This is a genomic window from Belnapia arida (assembly GCF_016773205.1).
Lineage (GTDB): Bacteria > Pseudomonadota > Alphaproteobacteria > Acetobacterales > Acetobacteraceae > Belnapia > Belnapia arida.
On sequence record NZ_JAETWB010000020.1, the window covers coordinates 34449 to 49732 of the forward strand.

Annotated in this window: 17 protein-coding genes; 8 read left to right on the plus strand and 9 right to left on the minus strand. The window is 71.8% G+C overall.

Going from position 1 to position 15284, the window contains the following annotated elements:
• Positions 1-2 precede the first annotated feature (2 nt).
• Positions 3-1193, minus strand: a complete 1191-nt coding sequence (locus JMJ56_RS23725) for a BaiN/RdsA family NAD(P)/FAD-dependent oxidoreductase (protein ID WP_202834251.1) — start codon at positions 1191-1193, stop codon at positions 3-5.
• A gap of 84 nt (positions 1194-1277) precedes the next feature.
• Between JMJ56_RS23725 and JMJ56_RS23730 the strand changes: the two genes are divergently transcribed.
• The 3 genes from JMJ56_RS23730 to JMJ56_RS23740 all read left to right on the plus strand — a co-directional run bounded on the left by JMJ56_RS23730 (position 1278) and on the right by JMJ56_RS23740 (position 4543).
• Entirely contained in the window at positions 1278-1670 is a 393-nt protein-coding gene (locus tag JMJ56_RS23730) for a hypothetical protein (protein ID WP_202834252.1), read from the plus strand.
• An 82-nt stretch (positions 1671-1752) separates the two neighbouring features.
• Positions 1753-3966: an excinuclease ABC subunit UvrB gene (gene uvrB / locus JMJ56_RS23735; protein WP_202834253.1), complete on the plus strand. Its 2214-nt coding sequence runs from the start codon at positions 1753-1755 to the stop codon at positions 3964-3966.
• A 61-nt stretch (positions 3967-4027) separates the two neighbouring features.
• Positions 4028-4543 (plus strand): SRPBCC family protein, encoded by a 516-nt coding sequence (locus JMJ56_RS23740; RefSeq protein ID WP_202834254.1) that lies wholly within the window; start codon positions 4028-4030, stop codon positions 4541-4543.
• Here the strand turns inward: JMJ56_RS23740 and JMJ56_RS23745 are convergent.
• The 4 genes from JMJ56_RS23745 to JMJ56_RS23760 all read right to left on the minus strand — a co-directional run bounded on the left by JMJ56_RS23745 (position 4540) and on the right by JMJ56_RS23760 (position 8447).
• Positions 4540-4962: a response regulator gene (locus tag JMJ56_RS23745; RefSeq protein WP_202834255.1), complete on the minus strand. Its 423-nt coding sequence runs from the start codon at positions 4960-4962 to the stop codon at positions 4540-4542. The two genes, JMJ56_RS23740 and JMJ56_RS23745, sit on opposite strands and share 4 nt — an antisense overlap.
• 79 nt (positions 4963-5041) lie before the next feature.
• Positions 5042-5761: a Crp/Fnr family transcriptional regulator gene (locus tag JMJ56_RS23750; protein ID WP_202834256.1), complete on the minus strand. Its 720-nt coding sequence runs from the start codon at positions 5759-5761 to the stop codon at positions 5042-5044.
• Between the two features lie 132 nt (positions 5762-5893).
• Complete coding sequence (locus JMJ56_RS23755) at positions 5894-7297, minus strand: ATP-binding protein (RefSeq protein ID WP_202834257.1); 1404 nt, start codon at positions 7295-7297, stop codon at positions 5894-5896.
• 7 nt (positions 7298-7304) lie between these two features.
• Entirely contained in the window at positions 7305-8447 is a 1143-nt protein-coding gene (locus JMJ56_RS23760) for a penicillin-binding protein activator (protein WP_202834258.1), read from the minus strand.
• On the opposite strand from JMJ56_RS23760, the gene rsmI reads away from it, so the two are divergent.
• Together rsmI and JMJ56_RS23770 are read left to right on the plus strand one after the other, a co-directional pair.
• Complete coding sequence (gene rsmI, locus JMJ56_RS23765) at positions 8432-9334, plus strand: 16S rRNA (cytidine(1402)-2'-O)-methyltransferase (RefSeq protein WP_202834259.1); 903 nt, start codon at positions 8432-8434, stop codon at positions 9332-9334. The genes JMJ56_RS23760 and rsmI overlap by 16 nt on opposite strands.
• Complete coding sequence (locus JMJ56_RS23770; RefSeq protein WP_202834260.1) at positions 9321-10184, plus strand: hypothetical protein; 864 nt, start codon at positions 9321-9323, stop codon at positions 10182-10184. The genes rsmI and JMJ56_RS23770 overlap by 14 nt, the downstream gene beginning before the upstream one ends.
• Here the strand turns inward: JMJ56_RS23770 and hemW are convergent.
• Positions 10181-11332 (minus strand): radical SAM family heme chaperone HemW, encoded by a 1152-nt coding sequence (hemW, locus tag JMJ56_RS23775; protein WP_202834301.1) that lies wholly within the window; start codon positions 11330-11332, stop codon positions 10181-10183. The genes JMJ56_RS23770 and hemW overlap by 4 nt on opposite strands.
• Before the next feature lie 64 nt (positions 11333-11396).
• Between hemW and JMJ56_RS23780 the strand changes: the two genes are divergently transcribed.
• Genes JMJ56_RS23780 through JMJ56_RS23790 form a run of 3 tightly spaced genes read left to right on the plus strand, consistent with a single transcriptional unit; the run spans position 11397 to position 13139 of the window.
• Positions 11397-11804, plus strand: coding sequence for an MAPEG family protein (locus tag JMJ56_RS23780; RefSeq protein ID WP_202834261.1), 408 nt, complete (start codon positions 11397-11399; stop codon positions 11802-11804).
• A gap of 29 nt (positions 11805-11833) precedes the next feature.
• Positions 11834-12211: a rhodanese-like domain-containing protein gene (locus tag JMJ56_RS23785; protein WP_202834262.1), complete on the plus strand. Its 378-nt coding sequence runs from the start codon at positions 11834-11836 to the stop codon at positions 12209-12211.
• A 4-nt stretch (positions 12212-12215) separates the two neighbouring features.
• Positions 12216-13139 carry a 3-hydroxyacyl-CoA dehydrogenase NAD-binding domain-containing protein gene (locus JMJ56_RS23790; RefSeq protein WP_202834263.1) on the plus strand — a complete coding sequence of 308 codons (924 nt, stop codon included), beginning with the start codon at positions 12216-12218 and terminating at the stop codon, positions 13137-13139.
• 42 nt (positions 13140-13181) lie between these two features.
• On the opposite strand, the gene JMJ56_RS23795 is transcribed toward JMJ56_RS23790, so the two are convergent.
• The 3 genes from JMJ56_RS23795 to JMJ56_RS23805 form a co-directional block, all read right to left on the minus strand.
• Positions 13182-13337: a DUF3309 domain-containing protein gene (locus tag JMJ56_RS23795; RefSeq protein ID WP_043359027.1), complete on the minus strand. Its 156-nt coding sequence runs from the start codon at positions 13335-13337 to the stop codon at positions 13182-13184.
• 72 nt (positions 13338-13409) lie between these two features.
• A complete protein-coding gene (locus JMJ56_RS23800; protein WP_202834264.1) occupies positions 13410-14729 on the minus strand; it encodes a TRAP transporter large permease in 1320 nt (439 codons plus the stop codon).
• Complete coding sequence (locus JMJ56_RS23805) at positions 14729-15250, minus strand: TRAP transporter small permease (protein WP_202834265.1); 522 nt, start codon at positions 15248-15250, stop codon at positions 14729-14731. Before JMJ56_RS23805 ends, JMJ56_RS23800 begins: the two co-directional genes overlap by 1 nt.
• Between the last annotated feature and the right edge of the window lie 34 nt (positions 15251-15284).

Consider the following 15284-nt stretch of genomic DNA (forward strand, 5'->3'; position numbering starts at 1 on the left):
GCTCATCCGCCGAGGTGGCGGAGGATGCCGCGTGCCGCCGCCACGCCCGTGCTGAAGCAGGCCTGGAGCAGGTAGCCGCCGGTCGGCGCCTCCCAGTCCAGCATCTCGCCGGCAAGGAAGGTGCCGGGGCGGGAGCGGAGCATGAGATGCTCGTCCACCGCCTCCCACCGCAATCCGCCGGCGGTGGAGATGGCGCGCTCGATAGGGGCGGTGCCGATCAGGCGGAGGGGCAGCGCCTTCACCAGGCGGGAGAGCGGCTGGGTGGCGCCGGCATGCAGCGCCTCCTGCACCAGGCCGATGGCGATGGGCGGGAGGCCGGCGCGGCGGAGGTGGTTCGAGAACGAGAGGCCCCCGCGGGGGCCGTCGAGGCGGGCAGCCAGGATCTCGGGCGGATCGTCGGGGCGGAGGTCGAGGGATGGGGTGGCATGGCCTTCGGCGATGATGGCCTCGCGCAGGGCGGCGGAGAGGGCGTAGAGGGCGCCGCCTTCGAGGCCGGCCGCCGTCACCAGCGCCTCTCCCCTCACCCGCTCGCCGCGGAACTCGAGGGCGACGCGCTTCAGCGGCTGGCCCTCGAAGCGGCGGCGGAAGATGTCCGACCAGAGGCAAAGGAAGCCGCAATTGGCGGGGCGGAGGGGGGCGACCTCACCCGGGAAGAAGCGTGTCCAGGCGCCGTCGGAGCCGAGGCGGGGCCAGGAAGCGCCGCCGAGGGCGAGCAACGTCGCCGCCGGGCGGAGCGCCAGCGGACCGTCGGGGCTGGCGAGGTGGAGGGCGCCGGCCTCGTCCCAACCCTCCCAGCGGTGGCGGGGGCGGAGGGTGACCCCCTGCCCGGCCAGCCGGGCCAGCCAGGCGCGCAACAGGGGCGAGGCCTTCAGTGCGCGGGGGAAGATGCGGCCGCTGCTGCCGATGAAGACGGGCTGGCCCAAGGCTTCGGCCCATGCCGTCAGCGCCGCGGGTGGAAAGGCGCTTAGGGCGGGTTCGAGCCGCGCACGGGCGGGGCCATAGCGGGTGACGAACCGCTCCAGCGGCTCCGAATGCGTCAGGTTCAGCCCGCCCCCGCCGGCGATCAGCAACTTGCGGCCGGGGCTCGGCATGCGGTCGAAGACGGTGACGGGCACTCCGGCCGCAGCGAGCGTCTCGGCCGCCATCAGCCCGGCCGGGCCGGCGCCGATGACGGCGACTTCACTGGGGTTCATACCGGCTTGTAACGCCATGGGGATGGCCGGTGAACCCGCGGCGGCGAGCGCCGTTAGAGGGCGCAACCGAAATGGAGAGATCCGATGGTCGATGGTTTCCTGTCCAGCCTCCGTTCCCGTGCCGATGACGCGCGCGACGACGCCGAACGCTATGGCCGCCGCGCGTCCAGCAGCCTGCGCGGCACCGGCGAGCGCCTCCGCGATGTCGGCGGGTCGCTCCGCGACAGGGGCGACGACGCCCGCGGCGAGCTGTCCCGCCTCTGGGGCCAGCTTGAAGACCTCGTCGAGCGGCGCCTCGGCCCGGCGGCGAGCGATGTCGCCAACCGCGCCGGCTACTACGCCCGCGACGGGCGCGATGCGGCTTATGACGTGGCCGACCAGCTCCGCGAAGTGACGCGGTCGCGGCCGCTGCTGGCGATCGGCGTCGCCGTGGCGGCGACCTGGGCGATCAGCGCGATGCTGCGCAGTCGGCGGTAAGGCTCGAAGGGGGGCTCCGGCCCCCCTTCGTTGCAGGTTTTTCGCTGGATTCAGCCGCCGCGAAGTCCAATTTAAGGGGGCGATGAACCAGATCCTCCCGCCCGTTATGTTCTACCCGCCGAAGCGGCCCGCCCCGCCGCCGGAGCGGCGGCTGAAGGTCGTCTCCCCCTTCGAGCCCAACGGCGACCAGCCGGAGGCCATCAAGCAGCTCACCGCCGGTCTTAAGGCCGGGGAGCGGGACCAGGTGCTGCTCGGCGTCACCGGCTCGGGCAAGACCTTCACCATGGCGAAGGTGATCGAGCAGCTGCAGCGGCCGACGCTGATCCTCGCGCCGAACAAGACGCTTGCCGCCCAGCTCTACGGGGAGATGAAGAGCTTCTTCCCGGAGAACGCGGTCGAGTACTTCGTCTCCTACTACGACTACTACCAGCCCGAGGCCTATGTGCCGCGGACGGACACCTACATAGAAAAAGACGCGCAGATCAACGAGCAGATCGACCGCATGCGCCATTCCGCCACCCAGTCCCTGCTGGAGCGGAACGACGTGGTGATCGTCGCCTCCGTCTCCTGCATCTACGGCATCGGCTCGGTCGAGACCTATTCGCGGATGGTGGTGAAGCTCGAGCTCGGCGGGCGGATCGAGCGCGACGTGCTCGTCAAGGGGCTGGTCGAGCAGCAGTACCGGCGGAACGACGCCTTCTTCGCGCGGGGGACTTTCCGCATCCGCGGCGAGACGGTGGATATCTGGCCCTCCCACCTCGAGGACCGCGCCTGGCGCATCAACCTCTTCGGCGACGAGATCGACGGGCTGAAAGAATTCGACCCGCTGACCGGCGAGATCACGGCGGAGATGGAGCGCGTCCACATCTACGCCAACAGCCACTACGTCACGCCGCGGCCGACGCTGCAGCAGGCGATCATCTCCATCAAGGCGGAGCTGAAGCAGCGGCTGGCGGAGCTGCATGCGGAGGGGCGGCTGCTGGAGGCGCAGCGGCTGGAGCAGCGCACGCAGTTCGACATCGAGATGCTGGAGACCACCGGCTCCTGCAAGGGCATTGAGAACTACAGCCGCTACCTGACCGGGCGCCGGCCGGGCGAGCCGCCGCCGACGCTCTTCGAGTACCTGCCCGAGAATGCCCTGCTGGTCGTCGATGAGAGCCACGTGACCGTCGGCCAGCTCGGCGGCATGTACCGGGGCGACTTCGCGCGGAAGAGCGTGCTGAACGAGTTCGGCTTCCGCCTGCCCTCCTGCATGGACAACCGGCCGCTGAAATTCGAGGAGTGGGAGACCTATAGGCCCGAGACCGTCTTCGTCAGCGCGACGCCCGGGCCGTGGGAGATGGAGCGGACGGGCGGCGTCTTCGCCGAGCAGGTCATCCGGCCGACCGGGCTGATCGACCCGGTGACGGAGATCCGCCCGGTTGAGGGGCAGGTGGACGACCTGCTCGCCGAATGCCGCGACCAGATCGTCAAGGGCGGCCGCGTGCTGGTGACGACGCTCACCAAGCGCATGGCGGAGGACCTGACCGACTACATGACCGAGGCGGGCATCAAGGTCCGCTACCTGCACTCGGATGTCGACACGCTGGAGCGGATCGAGATCATCCGCGACCTCAGGCGCGGCGTCTTCGACGTGCTGGTCGGGATCAACCTGCTGCGCGAGGGGCTCGACATCCCCGAATGCACGCTGGTCGCCATCCTCGATGCCGACAAGGAGGGCTTCCTGCGCTCCGCCACCTCGCTGATCCAGACCATCGGCCGCGCCGCGCGCAATGCCGAGGGGCGGGTGGTGCTCTATGCCGACCGAATGACCGACAGCCTCAGGAAGGCGCTGGAGGAGACCGAGCGGCGCCGCACCAAGCAGATGGCCTGGAATGCCGAGCACGGCATCACGCCGACGACCATCAAGCGGCAGATCGCCGATGTCATGCAGTCGGTCTACGAGCAGGACTACGTGACGGTCGAGGCGGTGGAGGGCGATGCCTCCGCGCAGTTCATCGGCAGCAACCTGCGGGCCACCATCGCCGACCTGGAGAAGCGGATGCGGGCGGCGGCGGCCGACCTGGAGTTCGAGGAGGCGGCCCGGCTGCGCGACGAGATCAAGCGCATGGAGGCGCTCGATCTCGGGCTGGAGCCGAACCTCGCCGGGCGCAGCCTGCAGGAGAGCGCGCCGAAGGCGCCGGCCAAGGGCCCAGGCCGGCCCAAGGCCGACTGGAAGCCGAAGCCGCTTGGCCCCGGCGGCGGCGGCTACGACCCGGAGAAGCGGCGGGGCGGGCGGAAGCGCGCCCGCGCCTGAGGCCGGGGAACGGCCCTGCCCTGCCTGACGTTTTGCCAGGCACAGGCAGGAGGAAACCCAAATGGGCGAGTTCACCGGCAGGATCAGGATCGACCGTCCCGCGGCGGAGGTCTTCGCCTTCCTCTCCGACCCGACCGCCATGCCGCGCTACCTCGAGACCGTGCAGCGCGTCGAGCAGCAGGGGCCGGGGCGCATCGCCATGGAGGGCGAGTCGCATGGGCACGCCTACCGCGACGAGGGCTGGATCCAGGTCGAGGCGGAGGCGCGGCGGATGCGCTGGGGCTCCGACAGTCTCAAGGACTACGGCGGGGAGATGGTGGTGACCGAGGCCGAGGGCGGGGCCGAGGTATCGATCCGCCTGAGCATCGTGCCGGAGCCGAAGGTGGCCGAGCGGATGGAGCGGGAGTCGGGTGCCGTCGACCATGCCATGCGGATTGCGATGGAGCGGACCCTGGGCGCCATCAAGGCGGCTTGCGAGGGCGGTGGCGACCCGGCGCCGGATGGATCGCGCGGTGGCGATAACCTGCCGGACAGCCGGCCCTTCGGCAGCAGCGCGACCCTGAATCCCGACATCTAGCGGGCTGGGTCGAGCGGCGGGCGGAGCGCGGTGCGGCGCAGGACCTGAATCAGGTTCTGCGGATCGAACGGCTTGCGCACGGTGGGGACGCCGGTATGGCGCCCCTGGCCGGGATCGTCGCCATAGCCCGTCATGAAGACGAAAGGCACGGCGCGGCGGGCCAGCTGGTCCGCCACCGGCAGGGCGCTCCGGCCGCAGAGGTTCATGTCGAGCAGGCAGGCATCCAGCCCGCCATTGGCACAGGCGAGTTCGATGCGGTAGAGCGCATCCTCGACCGAGCTGGCGGTGCCGAGCACGGTCGCGCCGGCTGCCTCCAGCTCATCCTCGACCAGCATGGCGACCAGAGCCTCATCCTCGACGATGAGGAGGCGGAGCGCACCAAGCCTAGCCTGGGTAGCATCCGGAAACGCCACGGTCATCGTGCATCCCTCGGGGCAAGCGACGGACAACAGCGCAATCCGGCCACGTCGGTCTGTACGGTTAAATACCGCGGCGGTTCTAAAGGCTGCCGAGGCCACTCAGGCGCTCGGCTTCCTGCAGCACTGCCGCGTAGCATTCGCAGGCGGCGGCTTCGAGGCCAGTACGGTTGGCGATCTCGAGCTGGCCGCGCTCGTAGCGGATGAGGCCGGCGCGCTGCAGGCTGCCGGCCGCCACCGTCACGCCGGCGCGGCGGACGCCGAGCATCATCGAAAGCAGCTCATGGGTGATGGCGAAACGGTCGCCGCCGACGCGATCATGCGCCATCAGCAGCCAGCGGGCGAGGCGCTGCTCGGTGTGGTGGCGGCCGTTGCAGGCGGCGGTGCGTGCCACCTGATGGTACTGCGCCATGGCGTAGAGCAGCACCTGGCGGCGCAGCGTGGGGCTCCATTCCAACGCCTCGGCGAAGGCTTCGGCTTCCAGTTGCAACGCGATGCCGGGGTGCTGGACGATGCCCTCGATGTCGGAGCGGTCGGTGCCGTAGAGCAGCGGCAGGCCAAGCATCCCCTCGTTGCCGACCAGGCCGACCTCGGCGCCGTCACCGTCTCGGAGGGTGACGACCATGGAGACGAAGCCCGAATCAACGAAATGCGCAGCGGTGATGATGCCGCCCGGCGTTTGGATGCTTTGGCGGAACGGGAGCTCGACGGGCTTCAGGCTTGGCCAGAGACGGTGCAGGTCGGCCGGCGGCAGGGCAGCGAGGATTCGGTTCGACGGAGTGGGAAGTGCCGCTTCGTTCAATGGCTGCTCCTCGCCAGGTTCAGGCGAGAGCGCGAATCTCCCAGCCGCCCACCCGGCGTTACGGCGTGGGAGGGCGAGTCATTAGTCGTCGGCCCTGGTCGTGTCGGTACGGTTTCAACGCGTTTTCATGTATCAGGCGGCAGGGCCAGCCGGCAGCCAGACCTTGAAGCAGGCGCCGCTGCCCGGCTCGCTCTCGATCAGCAGCAGGCCGCGGTGGCGGTTGACGATGTGCTTGACGATGGCGAGGCCAAGCCCCGTGCCGCCGGCGCTGCGCGAGCGGCCGCGGTCGACGCGGTAGAAGCGTTCGGTGAGGCGGGGGATGTGCTCGGGCGGGATGCCGGGGCCGTCGTCCTGCACGGAGACGAGCACGCCGGCACGGTTGGGCAGGCGCGGGCCGCCGGTGCAGCGGGCGACGGCGAGGCGCACGGCGCCGCCCTCGCGGCCATGGCGAATGGCATTCTCGATCAAGTTGCGCAGCACCTGGGCCAGCTGCTCTGCGTCGGCCGGCGCCGCGAGGGCGCCGGGCTCCAGCTCGGCCGCGAGGCTTGCCTTGCGGGCGCGGAAGAGGGGCTCCAGCGCATCGGCCTCGGCGCGGGCGATGGTGGCGAGGTCGGCCTGGCCGGTCGGCGGCTGGTGCTCGGCCATCTCGATGCGGGAGAGGCCAAGCAGGTCGTCGATCAGCCGGCGCATGCGCTCCGACTGCTCGGCCATGATGCCGAGGAAGCGCTGGCGGGCGGCGGGGTCGTCCTCGGCCGGGCCGCGCAGCGTCTCGATGAAGCCGATCAGGCTGGCGAGCGGGGTGCGCAGCTCGTGGCTGGCATTGGCGACGAAATCGGCGCGCATCCGCTCCACCGCGCGCTCGCGCGAGCGGTCTGAGAGCACGATGACGATGCGGCCGCCATCGGCCAGCGGCGGGTCCATCGGGATGACCTGGGCGGCGATTTCCCGTGTCACCCGTACGGGGAGGGCAATGTCGGCGGTCTGCGGGCGGCCCTCGGCCAGCGCCCGGTCGACGGCATCGGCGAGCATGGGGTGGCGGAGCAGGGCGGCGACGTCGCCGTCGCGCGGCGGGCCCTGGTCGGCCGCGCCGAAGAGCGCGCGGGCGGCGGCATTGGCACGCAGCGGGCGGCGGCCCGGCGAGAGCACGAGCAGCGGGTCGGGCAGGCGCTCGACGATCGCCTCGTCGGCGCGGCGGAGGCGGCCGACCAGCTCGCCCTGGTCGGCGAGCGTCCGGGCGAGGCGGGCGACGCCCTCGGCGATCTCGGCGACGGCGGGCAGCAGGGGCGTGCCGTCGGGTGGGACGAGGCGGCCATCGGCGGCGGCGGCGCGGCGCAGCGCCTCGGCGAGGCGGGCGAGGTTACCGATCCAGAGCTGGGCGATGGCCAGCGCGCCGAGGCCGCAGGTGACGAGGGCGAGCAGGCCAGGGCCGATGGCGAGTTCGCCCTCGGCCAGGAGCAGGAGCAGGGTGAGCGCTGGCACGGCACCGATCAGGCCGGCGGCGGCGATGATCCGGCCGGTCGGAGCGCGGGCGGGCATCCCCGGCCTAGCTGGCGCCGGGGATGGGAGCCGGCTGGACGAGGCGGGGCTCGCCCGAGGGATCGACCGCGAAGATGGCGAGGCCGTGCTGGGCGATTCCGTCCGGGCCGAGGCGGACGGGACCGTCGGCGCCGAGCATCGCCTCGCCGACCGGGGTCATGCCGACGCGGGCGGCGCGGCTGGCGAGCGCCGCCGCGTCATAGGCAACGCCGGCGAGGCGCGGCGGGCGCTCGCCGAAGGCCGACTGGTAGCGCTGGTCGAAGCCGGCCCGCGTCGCCGGGTCGGGGCCGGGGAACCAGGCGCCGGCGAGGGCGGGTTCCTGGGCGACCGCCGGGTCCTGCGCCCAGAGCACGGTGCCGAGGAGGCGGGGCTTGGCGGGGAGCGCGGTCGAGAGGGTCTGGGCGGCGGCGCGGGCGCGCTCCCCACCGAGCCCGAGCAGCACCGCGTCCAACCCTTCCGGCCCGGCCTGCGCGGCGAGGTCGCGGGCGGCGGCGGCGCTGTCGCCGAGCCGGGCCTGAAGCACGACGATCGGCGCCGGCAGGCCGAGGGCGGGCAGGCGGGACCGCAGCGCGGCGGCGAGGCGGCGGCCGAACTCGTCGTCCGGCGCGATGAGGCCGAAGCGGCGCGCGCCGGCCTCGGCGGCGGCGGCGGCCACGCGCTCGGCCTGCTCGGCGGGCGTGGTGCCGAGCACCCAGACGCCGTTGCCGGCCTGGGCGGCATCGCTGGTGAAGGCCATCACCGGGGCGCCCGCGGCGCGGGCCTGGCCGGCGACGGCGGCGGTCTCGTTCAGGGTCAACGGGCCGGCGAGCGCGCGGGCCCCCTCCCCCAGCGCCGATTGCGCAGCCTGGGCGGCGCCGGAGGACGTGCTGGCGGTGTCGCGGGGGAGGAATTCGACGCCTGGGTCGTTCTGGTCGAAGAGGGCGAGCTGGGCGGCGTTCAGCATCGCTTGGCCGAGCGGGCGGTTGGAGCCCGAGAGCGGCAGCAGCAGGCCGACGCGCGTGCGCGGAATCTCCGGCAACGGCGCGGCCTGGGCCGGGTAGCCGGGGGTGACATAGGCCGGCGGGGCTTGCGCGACGCAGGCCGCAAGGGGAAAGAGCAAGGCGAGCCGCAACAGGTGGCGAAGCGGGGTGCGGCGTGACGGAACCGGCAAACGAACCTCCTGACCCTTCCCCCGATGGTGCGCTGCCGGGGCTGACCCTGGTGGCGACGCCGATCGGCAATCTCGGCGATCTCTCGCCCCGCGCGCTGGCCACGCTGCGCGGCGCCGATGCCGTGCTCTGCGAGGATACCAGGGTAACCGGCGCCATGCTGGCACGGCATGGTGTTTCGGTGACCCTGATCCCTCTGCACGAGCACAACGAGGATGACCAGACCCCACGGGTGCTGGAGCGGCTGCGGGCGGGGGAGCGGATCGCCCTCGCCTCCGATGCGGGGACGCCGCTGGTCTCCGACCCTGGCTACCGGCTGGTGCGGGCGGCCATCGCGGCGGGGCTGAAGGTGGGCGCGGTGCCAGGGCCGAATGCGGCGGTGATGGCGCTGACGCTGTCCGGCCTGCCGCCGCATCCCTTTCTCTTCCACGGCTTCCTGCCGTCGAAGTCAGGGCCGCGGGCGGCGGAGATCGCGCGGCTGCGGGCGGCGGAGCGGGCCGGACTTAGCGCCAGCATCGTGTTCTACGAGGCGCCGCACCGGCTGGCGGAGACGCTGGCGGCGCTGGCGGAGGGGCTCGGGGGGGAGCGGCCGGCCGCGGTCGCGCGGGAGATGACGAAACGCTTCGAGGAGGTCAGGCGGGGCAGCCTCGCCGCGCTCGCCGGGCATTATGCGGCGGAGGCGGCGCGGGGGGAGATCGCGATCGTGATCGGGCCGGCGCCGGAGGAGGCGACCGGCGAGGCGGAGCTGGACCGGGCGCTCCGCGATGCGCAGGCGGCGGGGATGAGCCTCCGGGACGCGGCGGCGGCGGTGGCGGCGGCGACGGGGCTGCCGCGGAAGCAGGTCTATCGGCGGGCGCTGGAGCTGGGAGGCGGCGATGGCGAAGGCTAAGGGCGGCAAGGCGGCCGTGGTGGCGCAGGAGCGCCGGGTGATGCGGGTGCTGGAGGATAGCACCACCGAGATCGACCATCAGGTCAACGGGGCGCAGGACATCGCCTTCGGCGCCATGGAGGCCACCGGCAAGGAGCGCCTGGCCCTTGCCGCCAAGGCATTGCAGGCCAGCCCGCTCTGCGTCGATGCCTGGGGCATCCTGGCGAGCGAGGCGCCGGAGGGGCTGTCCTTCACCCTGGAATTGTGGCGCCAGGCGGTGGCGGCGGGCGAGGTGTTCATCGGTCCCTGGCGGATGACGGCCTGGCGCGGCGAGTTCTGGTCCGTCATCGAGACCCGGCCCTATATGCGGGCGCGGCAGGGGCTCGCCTTCGAGCTGCGCCGGCAGGGGATGGTGGCGGAGGCGATCGACACGCTGCGCGGCACGCTGGCGCTGAACCCGAACGACAACCAGGGCCTGCGCTACATCCTGCTCGACTGGCTGCTGGAGGCCGATGCCCTGGCCGAAGCGGCGGCGCTGCACCAGGCCTATGAGGAGGACAGCAGCGCGGCCTGGCATTACGGCGCGGTGCTGCTCGCCTTCCGCCAGGGTGGCGAGGCGAAGGCGGCGGAGGCGCTTCCGGCCGCGCTCGGGACCAACCCGCATGTGCCGGGGCTGCTGCTCGGGCGGGTGCCAATGCCGGCGGAGTCGCCGGAGTATTACAGCCCGGGCGATGCGGATGAGGCGGCGGTCTATTGCAGGACCGGGGCGGCCGGCTGGCGGGCGGCACCGGGGGCGCTGGAATGGCTGGCGCGGGCGGTGCCGGGGGAGCCGACGGCGGCGCCAAAGCGCCGGGCGCGGGCCAAGGGTTAGCGCAGCAGGACGGGGAGCATGGCGTCGAGGCGCATGCGGCCCTCGTCCGTGGCGCGGAGGCGGCCGGCCCCGGTCCATTCGAGATAGCCTTCCTCGATGCAGGCGAGGAGCATCGCGGGGTCGAGCGCCTCGGCCAGCGGCAGGCTGCTGCGGGCCTCAATGCGGGCGGGGTCGATGCCCTCGGCGAGGCGGAGGCCCATCAGCAGGGCCTCGCGGGCGCGGTCGGCGGGGGTGAGTTCCTCCTCCTCGGCCGTGCCGTGGCCCTGCCGGGTGACGCGGGCGAGCCATTCCTCCGGCGCGCGGTGGCGGCGGGTGGCGATCATGGCGCCGTCCAGCAGCAGGCGCTGATGGGCGCCGGGGCCGATGCCGAGATAGTCGCCATAGCGCCAATAGGCGAGGTTGTGGCGGCTCTCGGCGCCGGGCTGCGCGTAGTTGGAGACCTCGTAGGGGGCGAGGGAGAAGCGCGCGGCCTCCTCCACCGTCGCCCAGTAGAGGCGGGCGGCCTCGTCCGGGTCGGGCAGGGCGAAGGCGCCGCGGGCATATTCCGTGGCGAAGCGCGTGCCGGGCTCGATGGTGAGCTGGTAGAGCGACAGGTGGTCGGCAGCCAAGGCGAGGGCCTGGCGAAGCTCGGCGCGCCAGGCGGCCTCGGGCTGGCCGGGGCGGGCATAGATCAGGTCGAAGCTGAGGCGGGGGAAGATGGCGCGGCTGGTCTCGAGCGCGGCCACCGCCTCCGCCGCGCTGTGCTCGCGGCCGAGGAAGCGGAGAGCCGCCGGGTCGAGCGCCTGAATGCCGAGGGAGAGGCGGTTGACGCCGGCGGCCCTGATCTCGGCGAGGCGTGCGGCCTCGACGCTGGTGGGGTTGGCTTCCAGCGTGACCTCGAGGTCGGGCGGGGCGGGAAAGAGGTCGCAGGCCTCCTCGACCAGGGCGGCGACGGTTTCGGGCGGCATCAGGCTCGGCGTGCCGCCGCCGAAGAAGATGCTGGCGAGCGGGCGGGGGCCGAGCCGTGCCGCCTCGTGCCGCAGCTCGCGCAGCAGGGCGCCGCGCCAGGCGGCCTGGTCGATCCCCTCGCGGACATGGCTGTTGAAGTCGCAATAGGGGCATTTGCGCAGGCAGAACGGCCAGTGGATGTAGAGCGCGAGGGGTTCCATGATGGGCCCGATATGGCGATGCGCGGGCGGCTTGTCGAACGCGGGGCCATGGGGGACCTCATTCATGGCGCTTCCGGTCACGGCCCTCTATGCCGCGCTGCTCGGCCTGCTCTACGCGGCATTGACCCTCCTGGTGGTGCGCGGGCGCTTCGGCAGCGGGGTGATGCTCGGCACCGGCGAGGACCGAGGGCTTCTCCGTGCGGTCCGGGCGCATGCGAATTTCACCGAATACGTGCCGCTGATCCTGATCCTGATGGCGCTCGGCGAGGGGATGCGGCTGTCCTCGCTGCTGCTGCACCTGCTCGGGGCGGCGCTGGTCGTTGCGCGGGTGCTGCACGCCATCGGCATCAGCCGGGAGCCGGATGTCAGGCCGGCCCGGGGCGGCGGGGCGGTGCTGACGCTCCTGGTGCTGATCGCGGCCAGCGTCGCGGTGCTGGGGCGGGCGCTTACGGCGGCCCGCGTGTTGGGCTAGCCTCCCCCCTCCAACGAGGAGGAACGCCGATGCCGAAGACCGTGAAGGACATGGTCGCCGCCGCTAATGCCGCGGTGCCGCGGATCAGCGCCGCCGAGGCGCAGGCGCTGCATGCCAAGGGCGAGGCCGTGTTCATCGACCTGCGCGAGCCGGCCGAGATCGCCGCTTCCGGCAAGGTGCCGGGGGCGCTGGCGATCCCGCGCGGGCTGCTGGAGTTCCGCGTCGATCCGGAGAGCCCGGCGCGCGACCCGGCGCTCGGCAAGCCCGTGGTCATCACCTATTGCGCCTCGGGCGGGCGCGCGGCGCTGGCCGGGCAGATGATGCAGGATCTCGGCTATGCCGATGTCCGCAACCTCGGCGGGTTCAAGGACTGGGCCGAAGGCGGCGGGCCGGTCGAGAAGGGCTGAGGCGATGCGGCCCGTCCGTCGCATCGCCGTCATCGGCGCCGGGACGATCGGCGCGAGCTGGGCCGCGTGGTTCCTCAGCCGTGGGCTGGAGGTGGTGGCGAGCGACCCCTCGCCAGGGGCGCCGGAGCTGATCCGGCGCATGGTGGAGGGGGCCTGGCCCATCCTGCAGCAGCTCGGCGCGGCGCCGGGGGCCGATCCGGGGCGATGGTCCTTCGAGCCGGACCCGGTGAAGGCGGTCGCCGGCTGCGATGCGGTGCAGGAAAGCGCACCGGAGCGCTACGAGGTGAAGCAGCCCCTGCTGCGCGCCATCAGCGCGGCGCTGCCGGAGGATGCGCTGATCCTCTGCTCTTCCTCGGGCCTGCTGGTGAGCCGGCTGTCGGAGGGCTGCACGCATCCGGGGCGGGTTGTGATCGGGCATCCCTTCAACCCGCCGCACCTTATCCCGCTGGTCGAGGTGGTCGGCGGCGGCACGGCGAGCGCGGAGGCGGTGCAAGCGGCGGTCGGGTTCTACCGCGGCATCGGCAAGCATCCGATCGTGCTGAACAAAGAGGTGCCGGGGCACCTGGCGAACCGCCTGCAGGCCGCGCTCTGGCGCGAGGCGGTGCACATGGTGGCGGAGGGCGTCGCCAGCGTCGCCGATGTGGATGCGGCGATCGCCCAGGGGCCCGGGCTACGCTGGGCACTGATGGGGCCGCATGCCACCTTCCACTTGGCGGGTGGCGAGGGCGGCTACGCGCATTTCATGCACCACCTGATGCCGGCGGTGACGAGTTGGTGGGAAAGCCTCGGCAACCCGGTGCTGACGCCGGAATTGCAGCGGGCGCTGATCGAGGGCGTCGCGCAGGAAACCGACGGACGGCCGATCCCCGCCCTGGCGGCGGAGCGGGATGCCGCGCTGGTGCGGCTGCTGGCCGCCAAGGCTGGCTGAGGCGGCACCCGCGAGGCCGCGGCACGGCCTCGCGGGGGTTGGTCACAAGCGGCCGGTCAGGGCCATGACCAGCAGCACGATGACGATGATGCCAAGGATGCCGCTCGGGTAGTATCCCCAGCCCGAGCTGTAGGGCCAGGTCGGCAGCACGCCCAGAAGCACCACGATCAGGATGATCAAAAGGATCGTTGAGTTCATCGCTTGCCCTCCGTCCGGCAGCGTGCCGGTGCGGAGAGCGAACGTTGGGACATGGGGCCGGTTTCGATCACGTCAACGCAGAAATTCCGGTGAGACGAGGTTCGGCAGCACCAGCACGATCGAGGGGAAGAGGATGATCAGTGCCAGCACGCCGAGCATGGGCAGCAGCATGATGCAGGTGTCCTTCAGCGCATCGCCGACGCGCATGCCGGCGACCGAGCAGGCGATCATCAAGCAGAGGCCGTAGGGCGGCGTCACCAGGCCGAAGGCCAGGGAGACGATGCCGATCATGGCGAAATGCACCGGGTCCATCCCGACGGCCTGGGTCAGCGGCTGGAGGATGGCACCGACGATGATGATGGCCGGGATGGCATCGAGGAAGCAGCCGACCACGAGGAAGACGGCGGCGATGAAGAAGCCGGTGCCGATCCGTCCCATCCCCCAGGCCTGCACGCCGGAGAGCAGGTATTCCGGGATCTGGTAGAAGGCGAGCAGCCAGCCGAAGGCCGAGGCGGTGCCGACGCAGAAAAGGGTGATGCCGGCCAGCCGCCCGGTCTCGCCGAGCGCGTTCACCAGGCCGCGCCAATCCATCTCCCGATAGACCAGCAGCGAGAGGACGCCTGCATAGAGCACGGCGACGCAGGCACTTTCCGTCGCGGTGAACCAGCCGAAGATCTTGCCGCCGATGATGATGAGCGGCGTCAGCAGGGCCGGGATGGAGACGAGGAAGGCCTGGCCGATCTGCCCCAGCGTCGCGCGCGGATAGGTCGGGTAGCCGCGCGCCTTCGCATAGGCGTGGACGGTGCCCATCTGCACAATGGCGATCAGCGCACCGGGGATGACGCCGGCGAGGAAGAGCGCGCCGATCGAGACGGTCAGCACGCCGCCCCAGACGATCATCAGGATGGAGGGCGGGATGATGACGGCGAGCACCGCGGAGACAGCGGTGATGGCGACGGAGAAGCTGTCGTCATAGCCCTCCTTCCGCTGCGCCTCGATGAAGATCTTGGACTGGGACGCGGCATCCGCCGTGCTGCTGCCCGAGATGCCGGCGAAGAAGAAGGAGAGCACGACGTTGATCTGTGCGAGGCCGCCGGGGAAATGCCCGACGAGCGAGCGCGAGAGGGTCATCAGCCGGTCGGTGATGCCGCCGATGTTCATCAGGTTGGCGGTCAGCAGGAAGAAGGGGACGGCCAGCAGGATGAAGGAATTGTAGGCGTTGAAGGTCTCCTGCGCGAGCATCATGGGCGACAGCCGCGGCTCGACCAGCAGGATCGGCAGGCAGGCGAGGCCGAGCGAGACGGCGACGGGGACGCGCAGCACCAGCAGCGTGAAGAAGATGCCGAAGAGGATGGCGGCCGCGCTGCCGGCGTCGAGGACATTGCCGCCCATCACGCGCGGCCCTCCCCGGTGGCCCGCAGCACGGCAAGCGCGTTCAGCATCCGCTCCGCCTCGAAGAGCAGCCAGACGGCGCCGGCGATGGGCCAGGCGGCATGGATGATCCAGAGCGGCAGTTCCGCCAGTTCGCTGATGCGGTAGATGGCGAACTCCGTGAACTCCCAGCCCCACCAGAGGAAGACGAAGGCGAAGAGCAGGACGAAGCTGCCGGCAATCAGCTCGACCCGCGCCTCGCCGACGGTCGAGAGGCGGGGGAAGACGTCGACGACGAAATGCGTGCCCTCGCGGACGGCCAGCATGGCGCCGAGCATCACCGCATAGACCAGGCAAAAGCGTGCCAGCTCCTCCGTCCAGATATAGGCGGGGATGAGGGGCGTGTAGCGGGAGAGGATCTGCAAGGTCACCGGGATGATGAGGATGGCGACGCTCAGTATCAGCAGGAAGGCGATGAGGCTGGCGAGCGCGTCGTTGACGCGGCGCAGCATGGCCGGCGCGCCGGGGGATGTGGTCGGCATGGGGAGTCCTTGCAGGCGGCGCCGGGGGCAGGCC

Coding starts and splice junctions, on each gene's coding strand:
- JMJ56_RS23805 (WP_202834265.1), bottom strand. CDS start 15,250: ATGCCGACCACATCCCCCGGCGCGCCGGCCATGCTGCGCCGCGTCAAC.
- JMJ56_RS23745 (WP_202834255.1), bottom strand. CDS start 4,962: ATGACCGTGGCGTTTCCGGATGCTACCCAGGCTAGGCTTGGTGCGCTC.
- JMJ56_RS23790 (WP_202834263.1), top strand. CDS start 12,216: ATGCGGCCCGTCCGTCGCATCGCCGTCATCGGCGCCGGGACGATCGGC.
- JMJ56_RS23800 (WP_202834264.1), bottom strand. CDS start 14,729: ATGGGCGGCAATGTCCTCGACGCCGGCAGCGCGGCCGCCATCCTCTTC.
- JMJ56_RS23780 (WP_202834261.1), top strand. CDS start 11,397: ATGGCGCTTCCGGTCACGGCCCTCTATGCCGCGCTGCTCGGCCTGCTC.
- hemW (WP_202834301.1), bottom strand. CDS start 11,332: ATGGAACCCCTCGCGCTCTACATCCACTGGCCGTTCTGCCTGCGCAAA.
- JMJ56_RS23725 (WP_202834251.1), bottom strand. CDS start 1,193: ATGAACCCCAGTGAAGTCGCCGTCATCGGCGCCGGCCCGGCCGGGCTG.
- JMJ56_RS23755 (WP_202834257.1), bottom strand. CDS start 7,297: ATGCCCGCCCGCGCTCCGACCGGCCGGATCATCGCCGCCGCCGGCCTG.
- JMJ56_RS23730 (WP_202834252.1), top strand. CDS start 1,278: ATGGTCGATGGTTTCCTGTCCAGCCTCCGTTCCCGTGCCGATGACGCG.
- JMJ56_RS23740 (WP_202834254.1), top strand. CDS start 4,028: ATGGGCGAGTTCACCGGCAGGATCAGGATCGACCGTCCCGCGGCGGAG.
- JMJ56_RS23785 (WP_202834262.1), top strand. CDS start 11,834: ATGCCGAAGACCGTGAAGGACATGGTCGCCGCCGCTAATGCCGCGGTG.
- uvrB (WP_202834253.1), top strand. CDS start 1,753: ATGAACCAGATCCTCCCGCCCGTTATGTTCTACCCGCCGAAGCGGCCC.
- JMJ56_RS23795 (WP_043359027.1), bottom strand. CDS start 13,337: ATGAACTCAACGATCCTTTTGATCATCCTGATCGTGGTGCTTCTGGGC.
- JMJ56_RS23770 (WP_202834260.1), top strand. CDS start 9,321: ATGGCGAAGGCTAAGGGCGGCAAGGCGGCCGTGGTGGCGCAGGAGCGC.